The organism is Pontibacter pudoricolor (assembly GCF_010092985.1).
GTDB classification, from domain to species: domain Bacteria; phylum Bacteroidota; class Bacteroidia; order Cytophagales; family Hymenobacteraceae; genus Pontibacter; species Pontibacter pudoricolor.
Genome location: NZ_CP048106.1, coordinates 1861598 through 1887470, shown reverse-complemented (window position 1 = coordinate 1887470; position 25873 = coordinate 1861598). Strand labels below are relative to the sequence as shown.

Below are 25873 nucleotides of genomic sequence, written 5' to 3'. Positions count from 1 at the left end.
ATTATTAATTAGTCATTATTTATAGCTACGCTGTGTTAGCTTCACGTTCTCGAACTTCAGTTCTTCTTTATGAAGTACCGGCTCATTGCCAACACCTGTAAACTCCCAGGCAGCTACATAAGCATAGTTCTCATCGTCACGAAGAGCTTCGTTCTCAGGTGTCTGGTATTCTTCACGGAAGTGACCACCACAGGATTCATTGCGTTGCAGTGCATCTTCTACCATCAGTTCACCAAGTTCCAGGAAGTCGGCTACACGGTTGGCTTTTTCTAAAGTGATGTTCAGTTCTTCGTTTACACCAACAACCTTCACATCTCTCCAGAACTCTTCACGCAGCTTACGGATTTCTCCTTTTGCAAACTGAAGACCTTCTGCGTTTCGGGCCATACCACAGTAATCCCACATAATATGCCCAAGTTGCTTATGGAAATCATCTACGGTACGGGTACCGTTGATAGAAAGCAGCTGGTTATTTTTAGCTATTACAGCCTGCTCAGCTTCTTTAAAGGCAGGGTGGTCAGTAGTTACTTTAGTAGTTGGGTTCTGAGCCAGGTAGTCACCTATAGTATAAGGAATCACGAAGTAACCATCAGCAAGGCCCTGCATTAGTGCAGAAGCACCCAGGCGGTTGGCGCCGTGGTCAGAGAAGTTACATTCACCGGTAGCATATAAACCCGGGATGTTGGTCATCAGGTTATAGTCTACCCAAAGGCCACCCATAGTATAGTGCACAGCCGGGTAAATACGCATTGGGTTTTCGTATGGGTTCTCGTCCGTGATTTTTTCATACATCTCAAACAGGTTACCATATTTCGCAGCAATCGCTGGCTGACCTTCGCGTTTAATAGCATCGGCAAAGTCAAGGAATACGGCAAGACCGGAAGCACCAACACCACGGCCTTCGTCGCACATCAGCTTGGCGTTACGCGAAGCCACGTCGCGGGGAACCAGGTTACCGAAAGCAGGGTACTTACGCTCTAAATAGTAATCTCTGTCTTCTTCTTTGATATCGCTAACTCTGATTTCGCCTTTACGAAGACGCTGTGCGATCTCAACTGTTTTAGGAACCCATACACGGCCGTCGTTACGAAGCGACTCAGACATCAGCGTAAGCTTAGACTGGTACTCGCCTGAAACCGGGATACAGGTAGGGTGGATCTGTGTAAAGCAAGGGTTAGCAAACAAAGCACCTTTCTTATGTGCTCTCCAGGCTGCCGTAGCGTTAGAGCCCATGGCGTTAGTAGAAAGGAAGAATACGTTACCGTAACCACCTGTTGCCAGTACTACAGCGTGCGCGCTATGTGATTCTATTTTACCTGTGATCAGGTTACGAACAACTATACCACGCGCTTTGCCATCCACCATAACCAGGTCAAGCATTTCGGTGCGCGGGTACATTTTTACTTTGCCGTAAGCGATCTGGCGGTTAAGCGCTGAATAGGCACCTAATAACAGCTGCTGTCCGGTTTGGCCACGGGCGTAGAACGTACGCGATACCTGCGCACCACCGAACGAACGGTTTGCAAGCAGACCGCCGTACTCACGTGCGAAAGGAACACCCTGCGCAACGCACTGGTCAATAATATTAACAGACACCTGTGCCAGGCGGTAAACGTTTGCTTCACGCGCACGGTAGTCACCACCTTTTATAGTATCATAGAACAGACGGAAAATAGAGTCACCATCGTTCTGGTAGTTTTTAGCAGCGTTTATACCACCCTGTGCCGCAATAGAGTGCGCGCGGCGAGGAGAATCCTGGAAGCAGAATGCTTTTACATTGTAGCCCAGTTCGCCAAGGGTTGCAGCAGCAGATGCACCGGCAAGACCGGTTCCTACTACTATAATATCGTATTTACGTTTGTTGGCCGGGTTAACCAGCTTCACATTAAATTTATGCTTGTCCCATTTTTCAGCCAATGGCCCTTCAGGGATTTTAGAATCTAATATCATATCAACTATAGAATCTGGATGTTACACGAAGAAAAAGAAGTAGAGCGGAATGGCAGCAAAGCCGAGGCAGATCAAAACTGAAAATGCGTAACCGAACTTCTGGATAAATGGTGTGTACTTTTTGTGTGTCAGGCCCAGCGACTGGAACGCGCTCTGGAAACCGTGGATCAGGTGGTAAGCAAGCGCAATCATAGCGATTACATATAATGCCACATAGATCGGGTTTTTAAAAGCTAAAACTACTTCGCTGTAAAGGTTAAGATAATCTTTATCCGGAACACCTTCCAATTCGCCGAAACGGGCAGGTACGAAGAAATTCCAAAGGTGCACCAGCAGGAACACAAGGATAATAGTACCCAGCAGGCCCATGTTTCTGGATGACCAGGTGCTGTTCTGCTCAGGATGGCTGTTTGCGTAATCTACAGGGCGTGCTGCCTTGTTGCGACGGGTAAGCACAATAGCATCATAAATGTGGAACAGGAAACCTGCCACTAATACGAACTCCATGGTACGGATAATCGGGTTGTTAGCCATGAAATGCGAATAGATGTTAAAAGCCTCGCCGCCATCCTGTCTGAATAAGGTCAGGTTACCAACCAGGTGAACCACCAGGAACGAGCAGAGGAACAGACCCGTGATCGACATGATGAACTTGCGTCCGAGTGTACTGGAAAACGTTTTAGTAAACCAATTCATCTGTATTAATTAAAGGTTAAGTTAATAAGCGTTTTTAATTGTCAAAGGTACATGCGCACCTTATATAAAACAATTTTAATATCGTATTTTGAATCAATCTAAATTGCAATGCGTACGACAAAGAATCATACCTTTATAACACGCTTTACCTGCAATAGTTAGCAATAAAAAGTAAAAATTTAAGTTAAAGTTATACCTTTGTTTACCGCCTAATCCTACCTATATGCCAAAAAGTTTACGCTTAAGGTACCTGTTGCCGGGTGGTTTGTTGTGGGTGTTGATACTACTGTTGGGTTCACTTACTGAGGCACAGGCTACACATATTAGAGCTGGAGACATCACTGCTAAACGTGATACGACCCCAGACCCTAAGCCCCGTCGGTTTTTCTTTACCATGGTTATGTATACGGACCGCGCCTCTGTAGCCGAAGATCCGGAGGTAACAATTTCGATGGGTGATGGAAATGTTGTTATAGTTGACCGTAAATCTGTTACACCTGTCGGAGACCTCTCTGACATGATAGATAAGGAAGTATTTACATGGGAATATACGTACGGAGCCGACGGAACGTACACTGTAGCCTGGAATGGTATTAACCGTAACCCGGGCATTTTAAACATTACTCCTCCATCAGACCAACTGACCTTTTACATTTCTACAACTATAAACGTTAGTGCCCTGCGGGGTTTTAACAGCACACCAATCCTGACAGTAGCACCTATAGATAAAGCAGCTGTAGGGAAGAGGTGGGTACACAACCCGGGCGCGTACGATCCGGAAGGGGATAGCCTGTCGTTTAAACTGCGCGTGCCAATGCGTACTGATATTGCCGGAAACATTTCGCCGGTGCCGGGCTATAGTTTACCCGACCGTACCTTTAGCTGCAATACCTCCTCAGGGTCCGGTTCAGCCATTTTTACCCTGAACATGGAAAACGGGCAGCTGGTTTGGGATGCTCCTTGTCGGAAGGGAGAATATAACGTGGCATTTGTAGTAGAGGAATGGCGCGTAACAGCCAAAGGTGGCAGAATTAAACTGGGTGAGGTGGTACGCGACATGCAGATATTGGTTATTGATGCTCCAAACGATCCTCCGGTACTCGAACCACTCGACACCTGTATTATTGCCGGGGAGACCTTTACCGGTATAGTTCGGGCAACTGATAAGAATAGCGACCTGATCAATATCACAGCTTTTGGTGGCATTTTGCTGCCTGGCCCCGGAGGCGCTGCCCCTCGTGCCAGCTTTACCCAGCTAACAAAGACACCTGGCCTTGCCACTGGCCGCCTTACATGGTCTACGGAATGTGCTGATGTGCGTGAGCGGCCATACCAGGTGGTTTTCAGGGCAGAAGACCAACCAAAAGCAGGCCAGAAGCTGGCCGACCTGCAACCATGGAATATTCGTGTTGTTGGGCCGCCGCCGCAGAACCTGCGGGCTGAAGGTGGGGACCGAACCGTTAAGCTCGACTGGGACAAATATATATGCCAGAATGCGGAAACAATGCGCATTTATCGCCGCGAAGGGCCGTCTAACTTTGTGCCGGACAGATGTGAGACGGGTGTGCCAGCCAGCTCAGGTTATGTGTTTATAGCTGAAGTTCGGAAAGATGCCAACGGAAACTGGCCGACCACTTATACGGATACCGATTTAAAGGCTGGGGTACAGTATTGCTACATTATCTATGCTGAGTTCCCATCGCCGGGCCGTGGTAAAAGTATAGCCAGCCGCGAAGTGTGTATCATGGTGGACCAGGATATACCATACCTGACAAATGTAACGGTAACCAACACCAGCACAACAGCCGGCCAGATAACCGTGCAATGGACACAACCACGCAAAGTAGATAAGCTTACACCTCCTTTACAGTATCGTTTATACCGCAAAGAGGGACAAGCAGGAGCCAATACAGGATATGTGGAGGTTAGGAGAACAAATACTCTTTCTGACACTATTTTTAAGGATACTGGCCTGAATACTGTTGAGAAAGCCTACCGCTACAAACTGGAGTTCTATCAGTCGGCAACTACGGCCGGGCCACCAACTGTATTGCGCGATACTACTTCGGCGTCAAGCGTGTTCCTGACAATAAAGCCATCGACAGATGAAAATAAGAATATTGCCCTAACCTGGACCTATAGTGTGCCGTGGCGAAACGAAATATTGCCGCATACTATCTTCAGGCGCGAAGGCACAACCGGGGAATTTAAAGCGATTGCTACAGTAACAGCCTCACCTAAGGGGGGAACATTTGTGGATGCAGGTTCGGCGGCAGCGCCTCTGGAGCGTGGTAAAACCTATTGTTACTATGTGTTGGCAAATGGCACTTACCAGCTCTCAGAAATAAAAGAGCCGCTAGAGAACAAGAGCCAGCAGGTATGTGCGGAGCTGCCAAAACTGGTTTGTCCACCGATTCTGACTATAGATGAGCTGAATTGCGACGAGTTCCTGGCCAGCCCTACGGAGCCACCATACCAGAACGTACTTACCTGGGAGCCTCAGATTACCGGCGACTGTACAGATAAGATCAAGCACTACACGGTTTACTTTAAAGGCCCGGGACAAACAGATTACACACAAATTGCCCAGGTGCCGGCCAACATTACCAAGTACACGCACACCGGCCTGGAGTCGTTTGCCGGATGTTATGTAGTGACCGCAACCGATGTAAATGATGTGGAAAGCGAGTTCAGTAACGAAGAGTGTAAAGACAACTGCTTCTACTTTATGCTGCCGAACATCATTACCCCGAACGGCGACAACCTGAACGATGTGTTTACGCCAGACAAAAAAGCGCGCTTTATAAAGTCGGTGAAGTTTACAGTGTTTAACCGCTGGGGTGTAAAAGTATTTGAGGGCAATGATAAAGACATCAACTGGCCGGGCACCGACTCTAAAGGCAACCGACTGAACGATGGCGTTTATTATTACGAAGCACAGGTTGAATTCTTCTCGATAGATCCGGCAAATACATCTAAAAAGTATAAAGGCTGGGTAGAGATCGTACGTTAATGCAAACTGACCGGGAAAAGCTGCAGGATAAGGCTATTGTTTTTTACGATGGCTCCTGCGGCTTTTGCCAGGCCAGCGTACAGTTCATTTTAAAGCATAACCGGAAGCAGGATCTGTACTTTGCAACGTTGCAGGGAGAGGTGCTGCAACAGGTTGTACCCCCATCACAAATACCCGACCCGTTGCCCGATGCTGTGCTGTTTTATGAACAGGACAACCTATATTTTGCTTCAGATGCAGCCCTCCGGATTGCCCGTCATCTTAATTTTCCGTTAGCGCTGTTTTCCTATTTCAGGTTTATTCCAGTATCTTTCCGCGATAAAATCTATAGTTTCATAGCCAGGCACCGCTACAAAATTGCCGGCCGCCGCGAAGCCTGTTTGCTTCCGGAGCCACACCAGCGGGCCAGGTTTATAAACTAGATTGTTGAATTGTTAGATTGTTGATTGTTAAATTGCTGACCAACATAAGTGAAATAACAATTTAACCTTTAACAATTTAGCCTTTAAAGAGATCAACGATTAACGAAATAAGAATGAAGAAAGCATACGTTTTCCCGGGACAGGGTTCTCAGTTTGTAGGTATGGGCAAAGACCTGTACGAGCAGCACGATGTAGCAAAGCAACTCTTTGATAAAGCAAATGAGATCCTGGGTTTCAACATCACTGAGATCATGTTTAACGGCACCGACGAGGAGCTGAAGCAAACCAAAGTAACACAACCGGCTATTTTCCTGCACTCTGTAGCTCAGGCAGCTGTAGCCAAAGATTTCACTCCGGATATGGTGGCTGGTCACTCACTGGGCGAATTCTCAGCGTTGGTAGCAAGCAAAGTGCTGAGCTTTGAAGATGGCCTGAGACTGGTATCTAAAAGAGCCCTGGCGATGCAGGCCGCCTGCGAAGCAAACCCGTCCACTATGGCTGCTATTCTGGGCCTGGAAGATGAGAAAGTGGAGGAAGTTTGTGCCTCTATTGATGAAGTAGTGGTTGCAGCGAACTATAACTGCCCGGGTCAGCTGGTAATTTCAGGTTCCAACAAAGGCATCGAAATCGCCTGCGAAAAAATGAAAGAGGCAGGAGCGAAGCGCGCCTTGCCATTACCTGTGGGCGGAGCGTTCCATTCGCCGCTGATGAAGCCAGCCGAAGAAGAACTGGCAAAAGCGATTAACGAAACTACTTTCAGCAAAGGTATCTGTGCAGTTTACCAGAACGTGGATGCCATGCCACACACCGACCCAACCGAGATAAAAGAGAACCTGATAAAGCAGTTAACCGCTCCGGTTCGCTGGACACAGTCGGTACAGCAGATGATAGCCGATGGCGCGACGCATTTTGTGGAGTGCGGACCAGGCAAAGTGCTGCAGGGGCTGGTAAAGAAAATCGACCGGAACGCTGAAGTAAGCTCTGTAGAATAAACTATAGTTTACCTTAAAATAAGAAAGTCCTTTCCTGCTATATACAGGGAAGGACTTTTTGTTTAAATTGCTCGCCTGCAACCTCATCAACTATGAAAAATAAGATTTCTTTACTGTTCTGGATCATTGGGTTTATACTGCTTAACCTGTATTTCAACGGCATCCCCAAGCTGATTCAGCTGGATGTACTTCCCTGGTTGGCGTATGCCGGCGGCTTCTTTCTGCTAGCTTTTATAGTTGCCCGCTACCTGCTTGGGCTTCAGGGGCTGAACAGTTTTGGTTTGCCAATGCAGCAAGGCTGGATACGCGACCTGGGTATCGGTTTCCTGGTTGGTTCAGCTGTCTGGGGACTGAAATACCTGGTATACTATAGTTTAGGTAAGTTTGATGTAACAGGCCTGATGGATACCGGATTTATAGTTGGGATGCTGGCACAAGCGCTGCTGGGCATGTTGCTGGTCTCGGCCATAAACGATATCATGATCCGGGGCTACTGGTTTGCCTACCTTAAAAAAGAGAACCTGCTGAAATGGTTTATGCTGGTAACGACAGTGCTTTATGTTGCAGATGATTTCTGGAACGAAGGCTTTGGCTGGCAGAATATGCTTTTCTCTGCTCTGCTTGGTCTTGCACTGGCTTACACAGTTCTGAAAACCAACGCCATCTGGATGGCTATAGGTATACACTTTGGCAGCAACATGCTGTTCAGGGTAATGGCCGGTTTCAATGGGCAGGGAATCTTTAAATTGGAGAATGTGACCGATGGCACTATGTACGAATATGTTGGGTTAACTATAACTGCACTGCTGCTTCCGTTGGTGTACCTGCTGCTCCGAAACAGGAATATTACAGCCCGGGCAACTGCACAAACTATAGCCACTGATTTACCTGAAACAAAGCTGATCTGACATAAAGATGAACACTGAAAACAGAAATGTAGTGTTAAAGCTCGTTGATGCTGCGCACGCTAAAGTTGAATCTTTTTACCCGGAAACGGCTGTTTACAAAGGCACTCCCGAATGGAAGGAAAAGCGCAGGCTATTGCTGGCCGACCTTGCCCTGCACCTAACGCAGGATGCACTGAAGGGCGAAACTATAAACGAAGTAAAACTCAAAAGCCACCTGTTTGCGATACTTAAGATCAGCGCTGAATTTTTCCCGGAAGGTAATTTTGAGAAGGCGGCTGCACTGGTGGATGAAACTATAGAAACTGTATAGGATCGTAACTATAGTTTAAAAGCAACTATAGCAAGGTTAAAAGATATCCCAGCAACGCGCCGCCAATAACAACAAGCGCACTGTTCACTTTCCGGAAGCCGAAGGTGATGGCTACACTTACCAGGGCAATAACTATAGTTCTCCAGTCGGTGATAGTGTCTTTGCCCATCTCAAAGCAAACCGCAACTATAGCCGCCACCGATGCCACATTTACGGCATCCAGGAAAGCAGCCATTAAAGGCGAGTTGCGCATATACTTTACAATTGGTTTAAGTAGGGCCACAAACACAAACGAAGGCAAAAAAATACCTATAGTTGCTACCACGGCACCACTCCAGCCATTAAGTTGATAGCCCACAAATGTAACGGATGAAAAAACCGGGCCCGGTGTAAATTGTCCCACGGCAATGGCATCTATCAGTTGCTGCCTGGTTAAAAGCCCGGTTAAAACCAGCTCCGTATCCAGGAAGGCAAAAAGCACATAGCCGCTGCCATAAAGTATTGACCCTATTTTCAGGAAGATAAAGAACAGTTTGGTGTTGCTGGCAGTAACGGCCACCTGCCAGAGCGGAACTATAGCTATACTTTGCAGCCTTGTCGGGAGGTATTTCTGGCGGAGCAAGGCAAGCAGCAGCGCCACAAAACCAGCTCCGAACAGCACATAAATCTCGCCAATGCCAACTATAGCCAGCCCTAAAGCCAAAGCCCCAATCACACCCAGCGTAACCGACTTTAGCGACTTTTTAGCCAGCGGAAAAACAGCAGCGAGAATAATAGCGATAATGGCCGGTTTAATGCCATACTGGTAAGGTTGAAGCGCCGGCAACTGTCCGTAGCTTTTGTATAGCCAGGCAAAGCAGCCCGTAATAAACACAGCCGGAAGTATAAAGCAAAGGCCAGCCACCAGCAAGCCCCGCCAGCCAGCCCGGTCGTAACCAATGTGGATGGCCAGCTCGGTACTGTTTGGTCCGGGAATTAAATTGGTAGCCCCGATCAGGTCCAGAAAGTGCTGTTCGCTCATCCAGCGTCGTTTTACAACCACTTCGTCCTGCATCATGGCAATGTGCGCGGCAGGCCCGCCAAAAGCGATAAAGCCCAGTTTCAGGAATAGCTTTGTAAGCTCTTTTAATTCGGTGTTCATGAGGTTTAACTTCGGTAGCTACAGGCAGTAACTTTGCGATCTGGCACCTGCAAGTTCGTTCGTAATAATGATTTATAGAAGCATCGAAGCCCCAATGCCTTAATGATTTAAATACTCAGGCCCGAAGCATGAAGCAGGGGTAATTTTTGGTTTGATTTCAAGCGATCTGTCTTTTCAAAAGTTGGGCATTAATGGCCACCACAATGGTGCTCAAACTCATTAAAACGGCACCTATAGCCGGGCTTAGCATAATGCCCCAGTTGTACAGAACGCCCGCCGCTAAAGGAATGGCAACTATGTTGTAACCCGCCGCCCACCAAAGGTTCTGCATCATTTTGTTATAAGTGGCTCTCCCAAACAATATCAGGTTAGCTATGTCTTTGGGGTTGGAGTTAACCAGAATAATGTCTGCAGTCTCGGCAGCTACATCTGTTCCTGAACCAACGGCTATGCCCACATCTGCCTGGGCCAGTGCCGGGGCATCGTTCACGCCATCTCCGGTCATGGCTACATACTCGCCACTAGCTTGTAACTCTTTTACTTTTTCCAGTTTTTCGTGAGGCAGCACATTGGCTAAATATCCATCCATCTGTAACTCTTCCTTCACCTTTTTTGCTGCGTTTTCATTGTCGCCGGTAAGCAGCAGGTTTTTAATGCCCGCCTTTTTCAGGATGGCTACCGATTCAAATGATTCTTCCCTGATCTGGTCTGAAAAAGAGAGATACCCCGCAACTGCATTGTCAATTAAAACATACACTATTGTCCGTGCCGATGCATCTTTAACTTCTTCAACAGCAATTTGCTGATCTTTAAGGTAATTTGGGCCCACCACTTTCACACTTCTGCCTTCCACAGTCCCTTCCAAACCTTTGCCCGGCAGGTAGTTGAAGTTTTCTGCTTTTGGTATCGCAATTCCTGCTGCTTTTACTTTTTTAAGAAGGCCGGTAGCAATGTAATGTTCCGAATGTTGTTCAACCCCAGATGCCATTCGCAAAATTTCCCTTTCATCATATTGGCTGTCTAAAACCACCACTTTCTGCAGCTCGTGCGTTCCTTTTGTAAGTGTGCCTGTTTTATCAAAAATGATGGTGGTGATAAGCCGGGCGTTTTCAAAGGCGGTTCTGTTGCGTATCAGTAAGCCCTTTTGTGCGGAAACAGAGGTGGAAATTGCTACTACCAGCGGAACGGCCAACCCCAGGGCATGCGGGCAGGAAATAACCATAACCGTCACCATTCGCTCTAAGGCAAATACAAAAGAGTGTCCAAGCAACAGCCAGGTCACAAGCGTAACTATACCCCCACCTAATGCTACAAAGGTCAGTATCCTGGCAGCACGGTCGGCAAAGTTCTGGGTTTTTGATTTCACATGCTGAGCGTCCTCTACCAGCTTTATTACTTTATGCAGGTAGCTGTCGCGGCCTGTACTTAGTACCTGTATGGTCAACGAGCCGTTACTGTTTATTGAGCCTCCAATTACCTTGCTGTCTTTTTCTTTTTTTACAGGTTTACTTTCTCCCGTCAGCATGCTTTCGTCAAGATAGCTCTCACCTTCCAGCACAACGCCATCCACCGGAATTTTTTCCCCCGGTTTCACCAGTACCTTGTCGCCTGCCTTCAATTCTTCTACAGGCATGTCGTGAATGTGGCCCTCCATGATATGATGGGCAGTGGCAGGCATCATTTTTACCAGTAGTTCAAGCGAACGGGACGCACCCATGACCGATTTCATTTCGAAATAGTGCCCGATAAGCATGATGTCAATCAGAGTCGCCATTTCCCAATAGAAATCCATTCCGGGCAACCCGAAAGTGACAGCCACACTATAAGCCCAGGCAACTGTAATGGCAATCCCGATAAGGGTCATCATGCCTATTGCGTTATCCCTTACTTCATCATATAAACCTTTTAAGAAAGGATAACCGCCATAAATAAATATAAATGTAGAAAGTAGGGCTAACAGATATTTATCGCCCGGAAAAGCGAGTTCAAAGCCAAACCACATTTGTATCATTTGTGATAATGCTAGTACCGGAACCGAGACAATGGTGCAGATTATAAAGCGTTGCCAGAAGTCAGCTACATGGTGCCCTGCATGTTTGTCGTGTCCTGTTGGATGGTGGCTCTGCTGGCCGTTGCCGGATGACGTATGCTGATGCGCGTGATGGTGTTCCATAGTTATATTCTGTTAGAAACTGTATTGCCACCTGGTAGCAAAATCGCCAATAGCCGTTTTGCTTTATCGCCTGGCCATAGGAAAGTTTATGCCTCTACTGCAATCTTCAACACAACTTTTTTTACCACACGCTCGCCGGTAACCATAGCGGCATGGGCATCGTCCGGGTAAAAAATAGTGAACGAACCGGCGGATACATCAAACCAGTTTTCCGTTTTATCCGGAAAAAAAGCGGCTTCGCGTTCTTCGTTGTAAGGGTCGTTGGGTTCGTCGCAAAGGGCCAGGTCTTTCCAGCCCATGTGGTCAGTTCCGGAAATAACATACTGTATGTCGATGTACTTACGGTGCACTTCCAGTTTATAGTTGTCTTTGGTAACACCTGCAGCTTCCGAAACTATAGCGAACAGTTTTTTGCCTTCAATTTCGTGCACGCCTGTGGCTATAGTTGCCAGGTCGGTTTCCTGTAAAAATTTAAAGGCCTGTGCAAAAAGCGGGTGCATGCACACATAGCGGTCAGCGTTGGAGAGTTTATCGAGAACCATCTTTTATAGTTTGAAAGTTAGAAAGTTTGAAAGTTAAAAAACAGTTTGTTTTATTGCGCTGTTCCGGATAACTGTGTCCGGAACCTTTCTGCTGCGGACGTCTTCGTCCGCGTTTATAGTATAACAGGGACACGGATCTCTACACCAGATAGGTTTCGGACCTGGAAGTCCGGAAGAGCGGGGAAAAATGTCATTTGCCTTTTGTCGCAAAGTCCAATGCCAAAAAGTAAAATTCCCTGTATTAGAAAGTGTAACAACAGCGAACGAAACACCCGCTTAAACTTGTTATAAAATGCTAAATTTGCCTTAAATTAAGAGATAACAATTGATCTATCCAGAAAATTTTGAAATAAAGATCGGGTTTGCACAGGTGCGCGAAATGCTTTCGGAGCTTTGTCTTAGTTCCCTGGGCCGCCAGTTTGTAAACCGCATGCAGTTTCTGAACCGCCACGACCTGGTGCAGCGACTGTTACAACAAACCAACGAATTTAAACAACTGCTGGAATCCGACGCCGAGATTCCGCTGAGCCACTATTTTGACGTAACTGCTTACCTCGACAGAGCCGCCATTCCGGGTACTTTCCTGGATGTGGTGCAGTTTTTCGAGATCAAGATGTCGTTGCGTACCATCCGCGATTCGCAGCGCTTTATTTCCGGCACCGAAGAAGGGAAGTTTGAAGCCCTGAAAGCCTTGGGTGCTGACGTATCTGTAGAACGCTCGCTTATAGCTGCGTTAGATAAAGTAGTAGACGATGCCGGTGCCGTGCGCGATGATGCGACTCCTGAACTCCAGCGCCTGAAACGAGACCTGATCGCGCAGCAGGCAGTATTGCGTAAAACCATCAACTCTATTATCCGGCATGCCAAAAACGAAGGCTGGACTCCCGGTGATGTAGAGCCAACTATACGCGGAGGCCGTCTGGTAATTCCGGTAATTGCAGAACACAAGCGCCGCATAAAAGGCCTGATCCACGATGAGTCGAATACGGGGCAAACGGTTTATATAGAGCCGGAATCTATTTTCGAACTCAACAACGACATCAAGGACCTGGAGAATGCCTACCACCGCGAGCTGATCCGTATTTTAACAGGCCTGACCAATACGCTGCGTCACCACATACCAGAGTTGCGTAAGGCTTACCAATACCTGGGCTTACTGGACTTTATAAGAGCCAAAGCGGCCTTTGCACGCAGGGTAGAGGCCACTATGCCAGCGCTGCACAAATACCCGCACATCGCCTGGAAACAAGCAATTCACCCGCTGCTGTATTTGTCGCATAAGCAGTTGGGCAAACCAACTATACCCATGGACCTGGAGCTGACCCGCGACCAGCGCGTACTGTTGATCTCAGGACCTAACGCAGGGGGTAAATCGGTGAGCTTAAAAACGGTTGGCCTGGTGCAGTACATGTTGCAGACCGGTATGCTGATTCCGGTGGCCGATGGTTCCGAAGCCGGTATCTTCCATGATATATTTATTGACATTGGCGATGAGCAGTCGATTGAGAATGACCTGAGCACCTATAGTTCGCATCTGACCAACATGAAGAAATTTGTGACGGTAGCAGACAGCAAAAGCCTGGTGCTGATTGATGAGTTTGGTACAGGTACAGAGCCGGTGCTGGGTGGCGCTATTGCCGAAGCGGTACTACAAACCCTGAACAACAGCAAAGTATATGGGGTGATAACCACGCACTATACCAACCTGAAGAACTTCGCTGAAAAAACGCCGGGTATTGTGAACGGTGCGATGCGCTACGACCACAAAAACCTGCAGCCGCTTTATCAACTGGAGATCGGGAAGCCGGGTTCGTCGTTTGCCATTGAGATCGCGCGTAAGATCGGGTTGCCAAAAGCTATAGTTGACAAAGCCAGCAGCCTGGTTGGTAAAGACAAGATCCGTTACGACCGCTTGCTGGAAGAACTGGAAACCGAAAAGCAGGAGCTGGAAAAGAAACTGGCTGAAGCTACCAAACTGGAGCTCAAACTGAAGCGCAATGTTAAAGAATACAGCGATCTGAAGAACTTCCTGGAGGAGAGCAAGCAGGATGTGATGCGCGAGGCTAAAGGCAAAGCCAAGTTACTGTTAAAGGATGCTAACCAGAAAATAGAGGCAACCATACAGCAGATAAAGCAGAGCCAGGCCGAAAAAGAAAAGACCAAAGAAGCGCGCCGCGAACTGGAAACATTTGCCAACGAGCAGGTTCGTAAAGAAGAACCACGTCCGGCACACAAACGAATTACGTCAGGTGGCCCTCTAAAAGAAGGCGACAACGTAGGGCTTATAGGCCAGGACTCAGTGGGCAAGATCGTGAATATAAAAGGCAAGACGGCCGAAGTACTGTTTGGCGGCCTTAAAACTATAGTTAAGATCGAAAACCTGGAGCGGGTGGAAGCACAGGTGGCCAAGCAGAAGAAAGCGGCCGCCAAAGCCGAAGAAGGCTACACCCGTGGCATGAACATTACGCAGCGTATGGCCGATTTCGGAAACACGATAGACATACGCGGGGAATATGCTGAAGACGCGCTGAACAAAGTAATGAACTTTACCGACGAAGCCATTATGCTGGGTATTCCGGAGATCAAGATCATACATGGCCGTGGCAATGGCATACTTCGCCAGGTAGTGCGTGATTACCTGTACTCGGTGCCGGAAGTGGCCAGCCTGGGCAGCGAAGCTGAGGAACGCGGCGGCGATGGCGCTACACTGGCGGTTTTAAAATAGCAACTATAAACTATAGCTCAACAAAAGGCTCCGGGTAAGGGAGCCTTTTTTGTTGTCTGATCATTTCCGCACAAAACGGAATTCTACTCCATCCTGCACATAAAAGAACTCATTGTCATCCAGTTTGGCTATTACGACATAATATTCTTTGTCAGTGCCTTTGTCAAAAACTATGATTCTTTCGTTGTTCTGAAATTCCCATATACCATCAATCTGGGGGTCGCCGACATAACTTTCGTTATAGGTGCCTTCCCGCTCAAATTCGGTTGTGTATAATGTCCAGTCAAAACCATCACTCTCCAAAATCTCATCTGTAATATCTTCACCCTCAATAATTATAGCATCACCTGTCCATACACCGGCGGTCAGCATGCTTATATTAGGGGATACATCATCATCGTCGTCGTCTTTTCCACAGCTAGCCATTAAAAACGGCAGCACCAGGAGACATAAAAAATAGCGTAGTTGAAATTTGTTCATAGCCTGTATGTATAAAGTAAAACTGATTTTTTTTATTGCTGGATTGTAATGCTTTTACTTAAGATGTTAGGATTTTGATGTGTTGCGGCAGCTTTTTTATACATATAACCTGTTTAGAGTTTTGGGGAAATTGATACAAGATGCCCTTGCTGCGTGTTTTCACCAGCAAGTACTTGTTGGTAAAAGTATAGTTGTTGGTGAAAACACCAACAACGGCAGGTTGTAATATGATAGGAGGAAACTCTAAACAGCTTCATAAAATAAAAAAGACTCCTGATCAGAGCCCTTTATTATTTTATAGGTAGTGTCTCTATAGTTAGTGCACAAACCTGATTTCAACATCTTCGCCCACGCCTGCAAAATCACCTTCAGCCCAAAACTCAGTGGATGTAAGTCGTTTTATATCCGCTATAAGCTCATCATTTGTGTCTTTGTCCATAATGATCTGGGTCTCAGTTTGATTAAACTCCCATGTGCCGCTCTTCGATACTCCTTCAATCTGCCCACTATAGGTGCCATCACTCTTAAAAGTGATTTTAACACTTTTTACGTCTATAGGAGACAGCGGATTGTTCGTTACATCCATTCCCTGGAAATATACCTTATCACCTGTCCACTCACTTGCAGTCAGAAGTGATGTGTTATTCGGTAAAGCATCGTCATCATCGTCATCGCAGCTCACAGTCGTAACCATTAACAGGGTGGCAATTAAATAGCTCAGGAATTTTAGTTTTTTCATACGTTTTATTTTTGAGTGGAATAGAAAACAGAGTGAAGGATAAACACTTCCCCGGCTATAGTTTAACCAGGCAAGACATACTACAAGACATACTATAATAAAGAGAATATGATAGTGGTTAGTATTAACCGGAACTGCAAGCTAATGATGCAAATACGAACACAGCCCAAAATTGGTTAAACCATAAAGCCATCCTTTGGCCCGGGTTGAGCGCGCAGGGATGGCTTTTAAAAGTGTATGCTAAGTGCCGCTTACATAATGTTAACTTCCGGATGCAGGCTTATCCCGAATTTCTCTTCAACAGAATGAATAATATCTAAAGCCAGCTGACGAATATTATCGCCGGATGCCCCGCCATAGTTTACCAGCACCAGCGCCTGGTTTTTGTGCACACCATAGTTGTCAATCACTTTCCCTTTCCAGCCACATTGCTCGATCAGCCAGCCGGCAGGCACTTTCACCGTTAGTTCCGACACAGGGTAGGCAGGCATTTCAGGGTACTGCTCTTTCAGAATATCATACAGGATGATCGGAATTTCGGGGTTTTTAAAGAAGCTACCCGCGTTTCCGATCTGTTTCGGATCCGGTAATTTGCTCTGGCGGATATGGCACACGGCAGCACTCACGTCCTGTATAGTTGGCTGCGTAATGTTCATCTCTTCCAGGGTAGTTTTAATGGCGCCGTAGCTCGTGTTAAGCTTGTGGGTCTTGTGCAGCCTGAAGGTAACGGATGTAACTATAAACCTGCCTTTCAGCTCGTTCTTAAACACACTCTCGCGGTATCCAAATCTACAATCCTCGTTCGTGAAAACCTGGGTCTGGCCGCTTTCCAGTTCTACTGCCTCCAGTTCATAAAACAGATCCTTCAGCTCCACGCCATACGCCCCAATGTTCTGCAAAGGTGCTGCGCCAACTGTGCCCGGTATTAAAGAAAGGTTTTCTACACCGCCCAGGTTATGCTCAAGTGTATATAGAACAAATGCATGCCAGACCTCACCACCACCAGCTTTTACATAGGTATGGTGCTCATCTTCACGAATGATCTCAATGCCCTTTATGCCATTCTGCAGTACCACACCGTCAAAATCTTTGGTGAAAAGCAGGTTGCTGCCGCCGCCCAGTATAAGTTTCTGTTCCTGCTTTAGTTCCGGCATCTGCAACAGCTCCTGAAGCTCCTGCACACTGTTGAAGCGGGCAAAAAGCTTTGCTTTTACATCAATTCCGAAGGTATTATAAGGCTTAAGCGAAAAATCAGTCTGCATTTTCATAGGCTCGTATTTACAGCAAAGATAAGGATTGGAGTTAAAGAGTTAGTGAGTTTATGAGTTAGAAAGTTGGGAGGTTAGAAAGTTAAATATGTAGAGAAGCAATACCTTGCGTCTCCGCTATAGAACCTTAGGTATCTTCCTGAACTATAGCTTAACTATAAAACTATAGCACTCAGTTGAAATGAATCACATAAATCCATGAAATCACCATTAATCATGGTTCAGACAAAAGGATGCAAAGTAGTACGTTTCTACAAAATCTGATAATCCTGCAAAACCGGAACCAGACCACAATTTAACCATTCAACAATCAACAATTAAAGAGTAACTTTGCAGCAATACAACTATAGATCATGGCAAAACATTACCAAAAGCAAAAGCAGAAACCTACCGATAACTTTAATATAAGTGTTACGACGCTTGCCGGGCTGGAGGAAGTATTGGCTGAAGAACTGCGTGCCCTCGACATGGAGTACATTAAAGTTGGGAACCGTGTAGTATCCTGTTCGGGTAACCTGCGCCAGTTGTATGAAGCTAACTTGTGGTGCCGTACCGCCATTCGTATTTTAAAGCCGATCCGTAATTTTAAAGCCCGAAACGAAGACGACCTGTACGAGCAGGTACAGAAAACGAACTGGTCTGAAATCTTTGACCTGGACCAGACTTTTGCCATTGATGCCGTGGTTAGCCATTCTACCTTTGAGCACTCGCTGTTTGTGGCCCAGCTTACCAAAGATGCTATAGTTGACCAGTTCCGTAAAAAGACCGGCGAACGCCCTTCCGTAGACCGTATTCGCCCGGATGTGCGCCTGAACCTGCACATGCACGAAAACATGGTTACGCTTTCCCTGGATTCGTCCGGAGATTCGCTGCACCGCCGTGGCTACCGTTTGCAAACCAACGTGGCCCCGCTGAACGAAGTGCTGGCAGCTGGTATCATCTCTCTTTCTGGCTGGGATAAAAAGTCCACGTTTATAGACCCGATGGCAGGTTCCGGTACGTTCCTGATCGAAACAGCCATGATGGCGCAGAACATTGCGCCGGGCCTTTTCCGCCGCGACCCGTTCGGTTTCGAGAACTGGAAAGACTATAACAAAGAGCTTTTTGAAATGGTATGGCGCACTGCCGAAGCCAAAGAAAAGAAAGAACCGCAGGCCGAAATTATCGGCTATGACATTGACCCGGATTATGTAGAGGCTGCCCGCACCAACATTGCCAACGCCGGACTGGAACATGTAATTAAAGTAGAAGAAGCTGATTTCTTTAAAACCAGCGCACCAACCGAGCAGGGAGTTTTAGTAATGAACCCGCCATACAATGAGCGTATCCTGTCTGACGACATCAACCAACTCTACAAGAACATCGGCGACACGCTGAAAAACAATTACCAGGGGTACGACGCTTTTGTGTTTACCGGTAACCTGGACGCTGCCAAAAGCATAGGCCTGCGAGCCTCGCGCCGTACGCCACTTTACAACGGAGCCATAGATTGCCGCCTGCTGAAGTATGAACTATACGGTGGTAGCAAAAGGGGAGAAGAAGGTAATAGCTAAAAAATTAAGTTTCACTGTACACAAAACAAAAGAGCGCCTTTAGCTGGGCGCTCTATGCTATATTAATAACTATACGTGTGGGATTTTTAGTCGGCTTAGGAATTGTGGAAACGTGCCAGTTACTTCCGAAAGGCATATTTAATGCCCAGGCTATAGTTTTTTGGCAAACTATCGATCACCAAAAGCTCGTTTACCTCGGCGTACATCGATAGTTTTTCGGTGCTTCTGTATTCGAAGCCTATGCCCGGTGCTATCCGGATAGCTGCCCCGGAAGCCTCTTGTGTTTCATTTCTTTCCAGGTTATGATATTTGGAGTATCCAAACCCAAGGAACTTTGCCATCAGGTAAGCATCCATTTTACTTGTCTTCACAAAATCATACTGGTAACCTATAGTTAACATGTAAGATTTGCTGTTGGCCTCTTCAAAAGTAAAGTTGCTATAGTCCAATCCAAAACGCAGCGAGTTACGACCGGCAGATGAAAAGTAATATTGTGCCCCAGCCTGGTAACCATAGGAAAGCCTGGTTGTTATTTCTTTCCTGTAGTGGTTGCTGTACTGGGCATAAGCAACCCAATACGGTTTTCGCTCTAGTTTCGCATCAGGCTGGTAATGGTAGGTTACATTTCCGTTGGTGTATGCCAGTACCAGGGCTGTAAGGTCCTGCTCCCTTAATTTTGTTTTGTGTATTTTCTCACTCAGGTCAAGTCTGTCCTGCATAAGTACGTTAAGGATGCCTATATAACGGTTATCTTCCTTTTTATACCTTTTCCCGTTTACCAGCAGGCTCTCTTCGTTGTTTTCAAGTTTGTGCAGCTGTTCGTCTTTTGCGATGTAAAACACAGGAGAGGGCGTCTCGCGCTTCAGTAGGTTCATCTTTTCAGACCCGATCAGTAACTGAAATACAAACCGCTCCGAATTCAGATCCCGCAACAGGAAACGCCTGCTATCAGTAAGCTGTATTTCGGCAACTTCGGCGGGTGGCAAGGTGCGCTTGGTGTTGTCAGGTGTCAGCAGTATAATTTCGGTAGGTTGATCATAAAATGTGTGATGGCGCCGTTTAGTTCCTGTCCATTTGTAAGTATTAGCTTGCCCTGGGCAGATTGTATCTGGCCAAAGGCAGTTGTAGTGAACAGTGTAAGCAGGGCAAGGAGTATTAAGTTGTTTCTCATATTAAGGGAGGAGTAGACTAAATATAGCTATAAATATATGTTTTAATTTTGAGAACACAGGATAGAAGACAAGTAGCGTTTACCTATAGCCAGAAAAGAGCGCCCGGCTTTAACCGCTCTCTAAACAAACTATAGTTTCTGGTTTTAAATTTTACCGAACTGTGCGGTCGAAGCATTCAATCAACTATAGGTGTTCTGGCAACAGCGGTCTACCTGCTCTACGTTGTCGATAATGATGTTTTCCGCAGAGGGAAGGGAAAGATTAGAATGGCTTAAAGTGAAAGCCCGGTTATAGTATGATTACTTACATACTTTAACCGGGCTTATGTTTAAAGGCCTCGAATGGCTAAACTATGCTTCTCTGCCTGTTTTTATACCAACGGATAAGGAACAACGCTACTATAGTTATGATGAGTATAGGCCAAAGGTACACTACACCTACCAGAAGGTCTTTAAAGAGATGCCAGCCACCATTTAGTGCGGATGTAACCCGGGTAGAAAAATTGGTTCTGTCGGAGTAAGAGGCCGGCACCAATTGGTACATTGCCAGGTTTATAGTGCTGAAGGTAGTCTGCTGTTGCAACGCCTTCATTTGTGCCTGAACCGACTCCAGTTCTTCCTGCACTTTCTGTAACTCGGCCTCAATTGCCAGAATTTCTGATACTTTACTGGTTTTGGTCAGCAGCTCCAGGTACTCCTGCTGTACAGCCTGTTTAGCCTTTATCCGGGCTTCCACATCCACATACTGTAGCGTTACATCGTCGGCGGTAACGGTTTTGTTATCCAGGAAAATACTTTCGGCCTGTATCGCTTTTAATAAACCATCTAACTTTTCAGGTGCAATTTTTATAGTATAACTGGCTTCAATACTTTCTTCCTGGTTATAGTTCTGGCTATTGGTAATGGTTGCGCCATACTTTTCTAAAAGCCCCTCTATTTTAGCGCTGCTTTCATTCAAGTCTTTCACCTGAAAGCGTATAGTTGCCTCCCTGATTATTTTGCGGTCTGAAAGATTGGGCGAGGGAGTAACCCCTAAATTTACTGTAGAAGTTTCCATTTCTTCAGCATCCATTCCGGATTGGCAACTAACACTGCCCAGAAGCAGAAGAGCAAATAAAAAGTACAGGTTACGGTGCATGATGTTCAGGTTGGTTTCCTGTTTATGCAGCAAAGTATAAGAAGGTAACCCTGCAGTAAATATGTGAGTTAGTGATACTTCAGATTTACGGAGTTGGAGAAACACATAAAATAAAAGCCTGCTACAGTTAAGTAGCAGGCTTTTGTGATTTTATCAAATTCCCGTCGCGGAGCAAGGCTGTTTCATTCTAAAAAAGGAGAATGAAACGACCCTGTCTTTAAAGGGCGGAGGAAGGTTACGATATCCAGGGAATATTCTTGAAGTTTGGCTTGCGCTTCTCAAGGAATGCATTTCGGCCTTCTTTGGCTTCTTCGGTCATGTAAGCTAAGCGGGTGGCTTCACCGGCAAAAACCTGCTGACCTACCATGCCATCATCGGTAGCGTTAAAGGCAAACTTCAGCATTTTGATAGAGGTTGGCGATTTTGCCAGTATTTCCTGTGCCCAGTCGTAAGCGGTGTCTTCCAGTTCATCGTGCGGGATAACAGCGTTTACCATGCCCATGTCGTAAGCTTCCTGGGCAGAGTAGTTGCGACCCAGGAAAAAGATCTCGCGGGCGCGTTTCTGACCAACCATTTTAGCCAGGTAAGCCGAACCATAACCACCATCAAAGCTGGTAACATCAGCATCTGTCTGTTTAAAGATTGCGTGCTCTTTGCTGGCAAGTGTCAGGTCGCAGACAACGTGCAAACTATGGCCTCCGCCAACAGCCCAGCCCGGCACTACGGCAATCACCACTTTCGGCATAAAGCGGATCAGGCGCTGCACTTCCAGAATGTTAAGACGCGGAATACCGCCTTCATCTACATACCCCTGGAAACCACGCGCATTCTGGTCGCCGCCGCTGCAGAAACTATAAACGCCATCCTTGGTAGACGGTCCTTCTGCTGAAAGCAAAACTACACCAATACTTGTATCTTCGCGCGCATCCAGAAACGCATCGAAAAGCTCGAATACCGTTTTAGGGCGGAATGCATTGCGCACGTTTGGTCTGTTAAAAGCGATGCGGGCCACGCCGTCTGCTTTTTTGTAGGTTATATCTTCGTATTCCTTAACGGTTTTCCAATTTGCTTTGCTCATATCTCAATTATTTACCCCAAAGGTAAGGTATTCTATAGTTTAGCTCAAATGGTTTTAAGTTGCTTGTAACAGCAGTATAAACTATAGTTAAGACCTATTGTTTTTCAGAAGCTGTAAGGTCTTTGTGTCCTCCTGATTATTGAAATACTTTTCCAACACTTTCCGGAACACCGGATCCGCATCACTTACTGCAGCAAATAATGTCATACTTGATTTCAGTTTCATATCATCCGGACTCCCAAATATCTGGTTTGCTGATCTGCCATCTATAGTTAGCAACGCTTCTGATATCTCTGATAAGCGCTTCCCTAAAACAGGATGGTTTAAATAAGCTGCAGCTTCATCTATAGTTTTGATAGCATAGAACTGAGACGTTTCACTGAAACCTAAACCAGCCACCTGAGGGAAAATAAACCACATCCAATGGCTACACTTGCGGCCATTCCTGATTTCAGAAAGTGCAGTCTGGTAAGTACTTTCCTGGGCTTCTAAAAATCGGTTAAGGTTATAGTTGTCGGGCATAAAGTATAGTTAAATAGACTGATGTTATATTCCAGACGAACCATACTATAGTGGCTTGATTGCTTTATAGTTTAGATAGGTATTTATACTCTAACGTTTAGCCGAAAGGCTTTCTTTAACAGCTTTATATTGTGCATCTATCACTGCCTGGTTGTGGCCGTGTGCTGCGCCCGGAACAAGTATAAACTTCTTGGTAGGAGCTTTTAGCTTATCGAAGTACGCCTTTGTAATTTCTTTCGGAGTCAGAATATCTTCCTCGCCCTGGATAAAGTATACTGGTATTTTATAGTTTAAGCCATTTTTTATGAAATCAACGCCAGCACCCATAGGTTTGATGCCCATTTTCTTAAAGCCGGCAAAGTGCAGGAAAGAATAATCATCGCCGTCGTACCTGGCTTGTGCATCTTTTTCATTATCATATTCGCTTTTCAGTTTCCACCAGTTTTCCGGCGCAGGTACAGAGTTCTGTCGTTCATATTTTTTGATGATGCGCATCAGCTGGCCTTCTTTCTGAGCATCCTCATAAGGTGGCGAGCCCAGTTCTTTCAGCTTTGCCAATGCTTCTGTGTCGTTAGCTCTTAGCGCCATTGTATTTACTTTTTTATAAGCATGCACGAAGCCTTCAGTATTTTCTACTACCTGGGAGTGGCCAATATAAGCTGTAAACAGATCAGGGCGTGAAAGCGCCATGTTTGCACCAACTATAGAGCCCCAAGAAGTACCTATAAGTATGATTTTATGCTTACCCAGTCGCTTCCTTACATATTCCGATACCTCAATGCCGTCGGTTACAAATTGCTCGACGGTCAGTGGATTCTCAATCCAGTAGTCTTCTGTTACCGGTGAGGGCGTGTTGCGGCCAAATGTTCTGCCTGCGCCACGCTGGTCCCAGTTCACGAGTACAAAATCTTTTTTCCAGTGGCCATAGATGGCGTCATCATACTGGCTCATGGTGCTGCCCGGTCCGCCATGCAGAAACAGGATAACAGGTTTAGATTTGTCGTCGCCGCTAATGGTTATCCATTGCTCTATACCGCCTATAGTTACAAACTTTTCTTCGTGTATAGGCTGTGCCTGCACCGCTAACCAACCTAAAACTATAAATAGAAGAATGCTGAGTGAGATTTTGTACTTCATGTTGGTAGGTGGTAAGATATTTATTTAGGTGATTATATGATTAAGGATTTGAACGGCTTTGCTATAAGGTGGCGTAGCTTACTTATAGGTTTTGTTGGCGTTTGGTATTCTATATTTTTTAAATTTTATTAATATGCAGTACTCTGTATCTACTCAAATAAGAATTTACATAATAATATTAATGAGCTGATTGCTGAGATTATAACTAGCCACCAATCTTTTACATTGCTTATAGTTTGATCATAAAGATCCCCTCCATCTTCATTTTCTATTTTCTTCTTCCACCATAATTTATGATGCTTGTAATAGAACCAAGAAAATAAAGCGAGTAAAAAACTAAAGAGTAGATATTCCCAATTCATAAATTTTTATTCTTATATCTAACTCTAAATACTTTTACTTACCGCCAACTTCCGTATATACGACAACATACGCTTATCTGCACTATGTACGTAACTCCTGAAGCCAGTTATTTGCTACAACTATAGTTAAGTACATCAGCGTATATAGTTTAACTAATATAAGAATTACAACTCATAATATCACCACAAACAAAAAAGAGCACCCATTTCTGAGTGCTCTCCAAGTCTTAAACTATAGTTTATAGGTATTATATTCTTTTGATCTGTGCACCGATAGCGTTCAAACGTCCATCAATATTTTGGTAACCACGGTCTATCTGCTCTACATTGTCGATGATGCTGGTACCTTCGGCGGAAAGCGCTGCAATAAGCAAAGCCACACCAGCACGAATATCCGGGGAAGTCATGCGGATGCCGCGTAACGGAATGTGATTGTTATGGCCGATAACCGTAGCGCGGTGCGGATCGCAAAGGATGATTTGGGCACCCATATCTATCAGTTTATCCACGAAGAACAGGCGGCTCTCAAACATTTTCTGATGGATAAGCGCTGTACCTTTTGCCTGTGTAGCTACAACAAGCGCCACGCTCAGTAGGTCAGGGGTTAAGCCCGGCCAGGTGTGGTCTGATATGTTCAGGATGCTGCCATCAATGTAGGTATCAATTTCGTAATGGTCCTGCGCCGGAATATGAATATCATCCCCACGGAATTCCATTTTAATGCCCAAACGCTTAAACGTATCAGGTATCAGGCCAAGCTCCGGAATCTGGCAATCTTTTATCGTTATTTCAGAGCCCGTCATGGCAGCAAGACCGATAAACGAACCGATCTCGATCATATCCGGCAGCATGCGATGCTCGGTGCCACCAAGCTTCTCCACGCCTTCAATTACCAGCAGGTTAGAGCCGATACCACTGATCCTGGCACCCATGCGGTTCAGCATACGGCAAAGCTGTTGCACGTAAGGTTCGCAGGCGGCATTGTAAATAGTGGTTGTACCTTCCGCTAAAACCGCAGCCATCAAAATGTTCGCAGTTCCGGTTACCGAAGCTTCATCCAGGAGCATGTAAGCGCCTTTCAGTTTGTCTGCGGTTACGCTGAAGAAATTGTCAGATGCATTGTATTCAAACTTAGCGCCTAGTTTTTCAAATCCTTCAAAGTGTGTGTCCAGTCGGCGGCGGCCAATTTTGTCGCCACCCGGTTTAGGCATTTTAGACTTACCAAAACGAGCCAGCATCGGGCCCACGATCATAACTGAACCACGGATGGCGCGGCCCTGTGCTACAAACGCTTCTGTATCCAGGTAATCCAGGTCTACATTATCAGCCCTGAACGTATAGGTGTCTGCAGCATTTCTTTCTACAGCCACACCTAAACCCTGCAGCAATTCTATAAGCTTATTTACATCCCGGATGTCCGGGATATTGGAAATGGTAACAGGCTCTGCCGTCAGCAGCACAGCACAAAGTATTTGCAATGCTTCGTTTTTAGCTCCCTGAGGTACTATCTCACCTTTTAACTTGTTACCACCTATTACTTCAAATGAAGCCAT

22 protein-coding genes are annotated in these 25873 nt (G+C 46.0%); 7 read left to right on the top strand and 15 right to left on the bottom strand.

The window, feature by feature from the left end:
- Positions 1–15: 15 nt before the first annotated feature.
- A complete protein-coding gene (locus GSQ66_RS08110; protein ID WP_162427010.1) occupies positions 16–1950 on the bottom strand; it encodes a fumarate reductase/succinate dehydrogenase flavoprotein subunit in 1935 nt (644 codons plus the stop codon).
- 21 nt (positions 1951–1971) lie between these two features.
- Positions 1972–2646 (bottom strand): succinate dehydrogenase cytochrome b subunit, encoded by a 675-nt coding sequence (locus GSQ66_RS08105; protein ID WP_162427009.1) that lies wholly within the window; start codon positions 2644–2646, stop codon positions 1972–1974.
- Between the two features lie 394 nt (positions 2647–3040).
- Between GSQ66_RS08105 and GSQ66_RS08100 the strand changes: the two genes are divergently transcribed.
- The 5 genes from GSQ66_RS08100 (at position 3041) to GSQ66_RS08080 (ending at position 8291) form a co-directional block, all read left to right on the top strand.
- A complete protein-coding gene (locus tag GSQ66_RS08100; RefSeq protein ID WP_162427008.1) occupies positions 3041–5659 on the top strand; it encodes a T9SS type B sorting domain-containing protein in 2619 nt (872 codons plus the stop codon).
- The gene (locus GSQ66_RS08095) at positions 5659–6081 is read left to right on the top strand and encodes a thiol-disulfide oxidoreductase DCC family protein (protein ID WP_162427007.1); all 423 of its coding nucleotides are present in this window, start codon (positions 5659–5661) and stop codon (positions 6079–6081) included. The genes GSQ66_RS08100 and GSQ66_RS08095 overlap by 1 nt, the downstream gene beginning before the upstream one ends.
- A 113-nt stretch (positions 6082–6194) precedes the next feature.
- Complete coding sequence (gene fabD / locus GSQ66_RS08090; protein WP_162427006.1) at positions 6195–7073, top strand: ACP S-malonyltransferase; 879 nt, start codon at positions 6195–6197, stop codon at positions 7071–7073.
- 92 nt (positions 7074–7165) lie between these two features.
- A complete protein-coding gene (locus GSQ66_RS08085; RefSeq protein ID WP_162427005.1) occupies positions 7166–7981 on the top strand; it encodes a CPBP family intramembrane glutamic endopeptidase in 816 nt (271 codons plus the stop codon).
- A 7-nt stretch (positions 7982–7988) separates the two neighbouring features.
- Positions 7989–8291, top strand: coding sequence for a hypothetical protein (locus GSQ66_RS08080; protein WP_162427004.1), 303 nt, complete (start codon positions 7989–7991; stop codon positions 8289–8291).
- A gap of 25 nt (positions 8292–8316) precedes the next feature.
- Here the strand turns inward: GSQ66_RS08080 and chrA are convergent, their stop codons facing one another.
- The 3 genes from chrA to GSQ66_RS08065 form a co-directional block, all read right to left on the bottom strand.
- On the bottom strand, positions 8317–9432 hold the full coding sequence (gene chrA, locus GSQ66_RS08075; protein ID WP_162427003.1) for a chromate efflux transporter: 1116 nt from the start codon (positions 9430–9432) through the stop codon (positions 8317–8319).
- A 157-nt stretch (positions 9433–9589) separates the two neighbouring features.
- Positions 9590–11605, bottom strand: a complete 2016-nt coding sequence (locus GSQ66_RS08070) for a copper-translocating P-type ATPase (RefSeq protein WP_162427002.1) — start codon at positions 11603–11605, stop codon at positions 9590–9592.
- Between the two features lie 86 nt (positions 11606–11691).
- Entirely contained in the window at positions 11692–12147 is a 456-nt protein-coding gene (locus tag GSQ66_RS08065) for a YhcH/YjgK/YiaL family protein (protein WP_162427001.1), read from the bottom strand.
- 325 nt (positions 12148–12472) lie between these two features.
- On the opposite strand from GSQ66_RS08065, the gene GSQ66_RS08060 reads away from it, so the two are divergent.
- On the top strand, positions 12473–14872 hold the full coding sequence (locus tag GSQ66_RS08060; RefSeq protein WP_162427000.1) for an endonuclease MutS2: 2400 nt from the start codon (positions 12473–12475) through the stop codon (positions 14870–14872).
- A 60-nt stretch (positions 14873–14932) separates the two neighbouring features.
- Here the strand turns inward: GSQ66_RS08060 and GSQ66_RS08055 are convergent, their stop codons facing one another.
- The 3 genes from GSQ66_RS08055 to murB form a co-directional block, all read right to left on the bottom strand.
- Positions 14933–15352 (bottom strand): hypothetical protein, encoded by a 420-nt coding sequence (locus tag GSQ66_RS08055; RefSeq protein WP_162426999.1) that lies wholly within the window; start codon positions 15350–15352, stop codon positions 14933–14935.
- Positions 15353–15668: 316 nt separating this feature from the next.
- Complete coding sequence (locus tag GSQ66_RS08050; protein ID WP_162426998.1) at positions 15669–16091, bottom strand: DUF4923 family protein; 423 nt, start codon at positions 16089–16091, stop codon at positions 15669–15671.
- A gap of 251 nt (positions 16092–16342) precedes the next feature.
- Positions 16343–17359, bottom strand: a complete 1017-nt coding sequence (gene murB, locus GSQ66_RS08045; RefSeq protein ID WP_162426997.1) for a UDP-N-acetylmuramate dehydrogenase — start codon at positions 17357–17359, stop codon at positions 16343–16345.
- Positions 17360–17712: 353 nt separating this feature from the next.
- On the opposite strand from murB, the gene GSQ66_RS08040 reads away from it, so the two are divergent.
- Entirely contained in the window at positions 17713–18912 is a 1200-nt protein-coding gene (locus tag GSQ66_RS08040; RefSeq protein WP_162426996.1) for a THUMP domain-containing class I SAM-dependent RNA methyltransferase, read from the top strand.
- Between the two features lie 119 nt (positions 18913–19031).
- Here the strand turns inward: GSQ66_RS08040 and GSQ66_RS08035 are convergent, their stop codons facing one another.
- The 7 genes from GSQ66_RS08035 to murA form a co-directional block, all read right to left on the bottom strand.
- Positions 19032–19898, bottom strand: a complete 867-nt coding sequence (locus GSQ66_RS08035) for a porin family protein (RefSeq protein ID WP_162426995.1) — start codon at positions 19896–19898, stop codon at positions 19032–19034.
- 23 nt (positions 19899–19921) lie between these two features.
- Positions 19922–20083 (bottom strand): hypothetical protein, encoded by a 162-nt coding sequence (locus GSQ66_RS08030; protein WP_162426994.1) that lies wholly within the window; start codon positions 20081–20083, stop codon positions 19922–19924.
- A 346-nt stretch (positions 20084–20429) separates the two neighbouring features.
- Entirely contained in the window at positions 20430–21254 is an 825-nt protein-coding gene (locus GSQ66_RS08025; RefSeq protein ID WP_162426993.1) for a DUF4349 domain-containing protein, read from the bottom strand.
- A 202-nt stretch (positions 21255–21456) separates the two neighbouring features.
- Positions 21457–22299 (bottom strand): 1,4-dihydroxy-2-naphthoyl-CoA synthase, encoded by an 843-nt coding sequence (locus GSQ66_RS08020; RefSeq protein ID WP_162426992.1) that lies wholly within the window; start codon positions 22297–22299, stop codon positions 21457–21459.
- A gap of 87 nt (positions 22300–22386) precedes the next feature.
- Positions 22387–22821 (bottom strand): DUF1810 domain-containing protein, encoded by a 435-nt coding sequence (locus GSQ66_RS08015; protein ID WP_162426991.1) that lies wholly within the window; start codon positions 22819–22821, stop codon positions 22387–22389.
- Between the two features lie 90 nt (positions 22822–22911).
- Positions 22912–23958 carry an alpha/beta fold hydrolase gene (locus GSQ66_RS08010; RefSeq protein WP_162426990.1) on the bottom strand — a complete coding sequence of 349 codons (1047 nt, stop codon included), beginning with the start codon at positions 23956–23958 and terminating at the stop codon, positions 22912–22914.
- 610 nt (positions 23959–24568) lie between these two features.
- The gene (gene murA, locus GSQ66_RS08005) at positions 24569–25873 is read right to left on the bottom strand and encodes a UDP-N-acetylglucosamine 1-carboxyvinyltransferase (protein WP_162426989.1); all 1305 of its coding nucleotides are present in this window, start codon (positions 25871–25873) and stop codon (positions 24569–24571) included.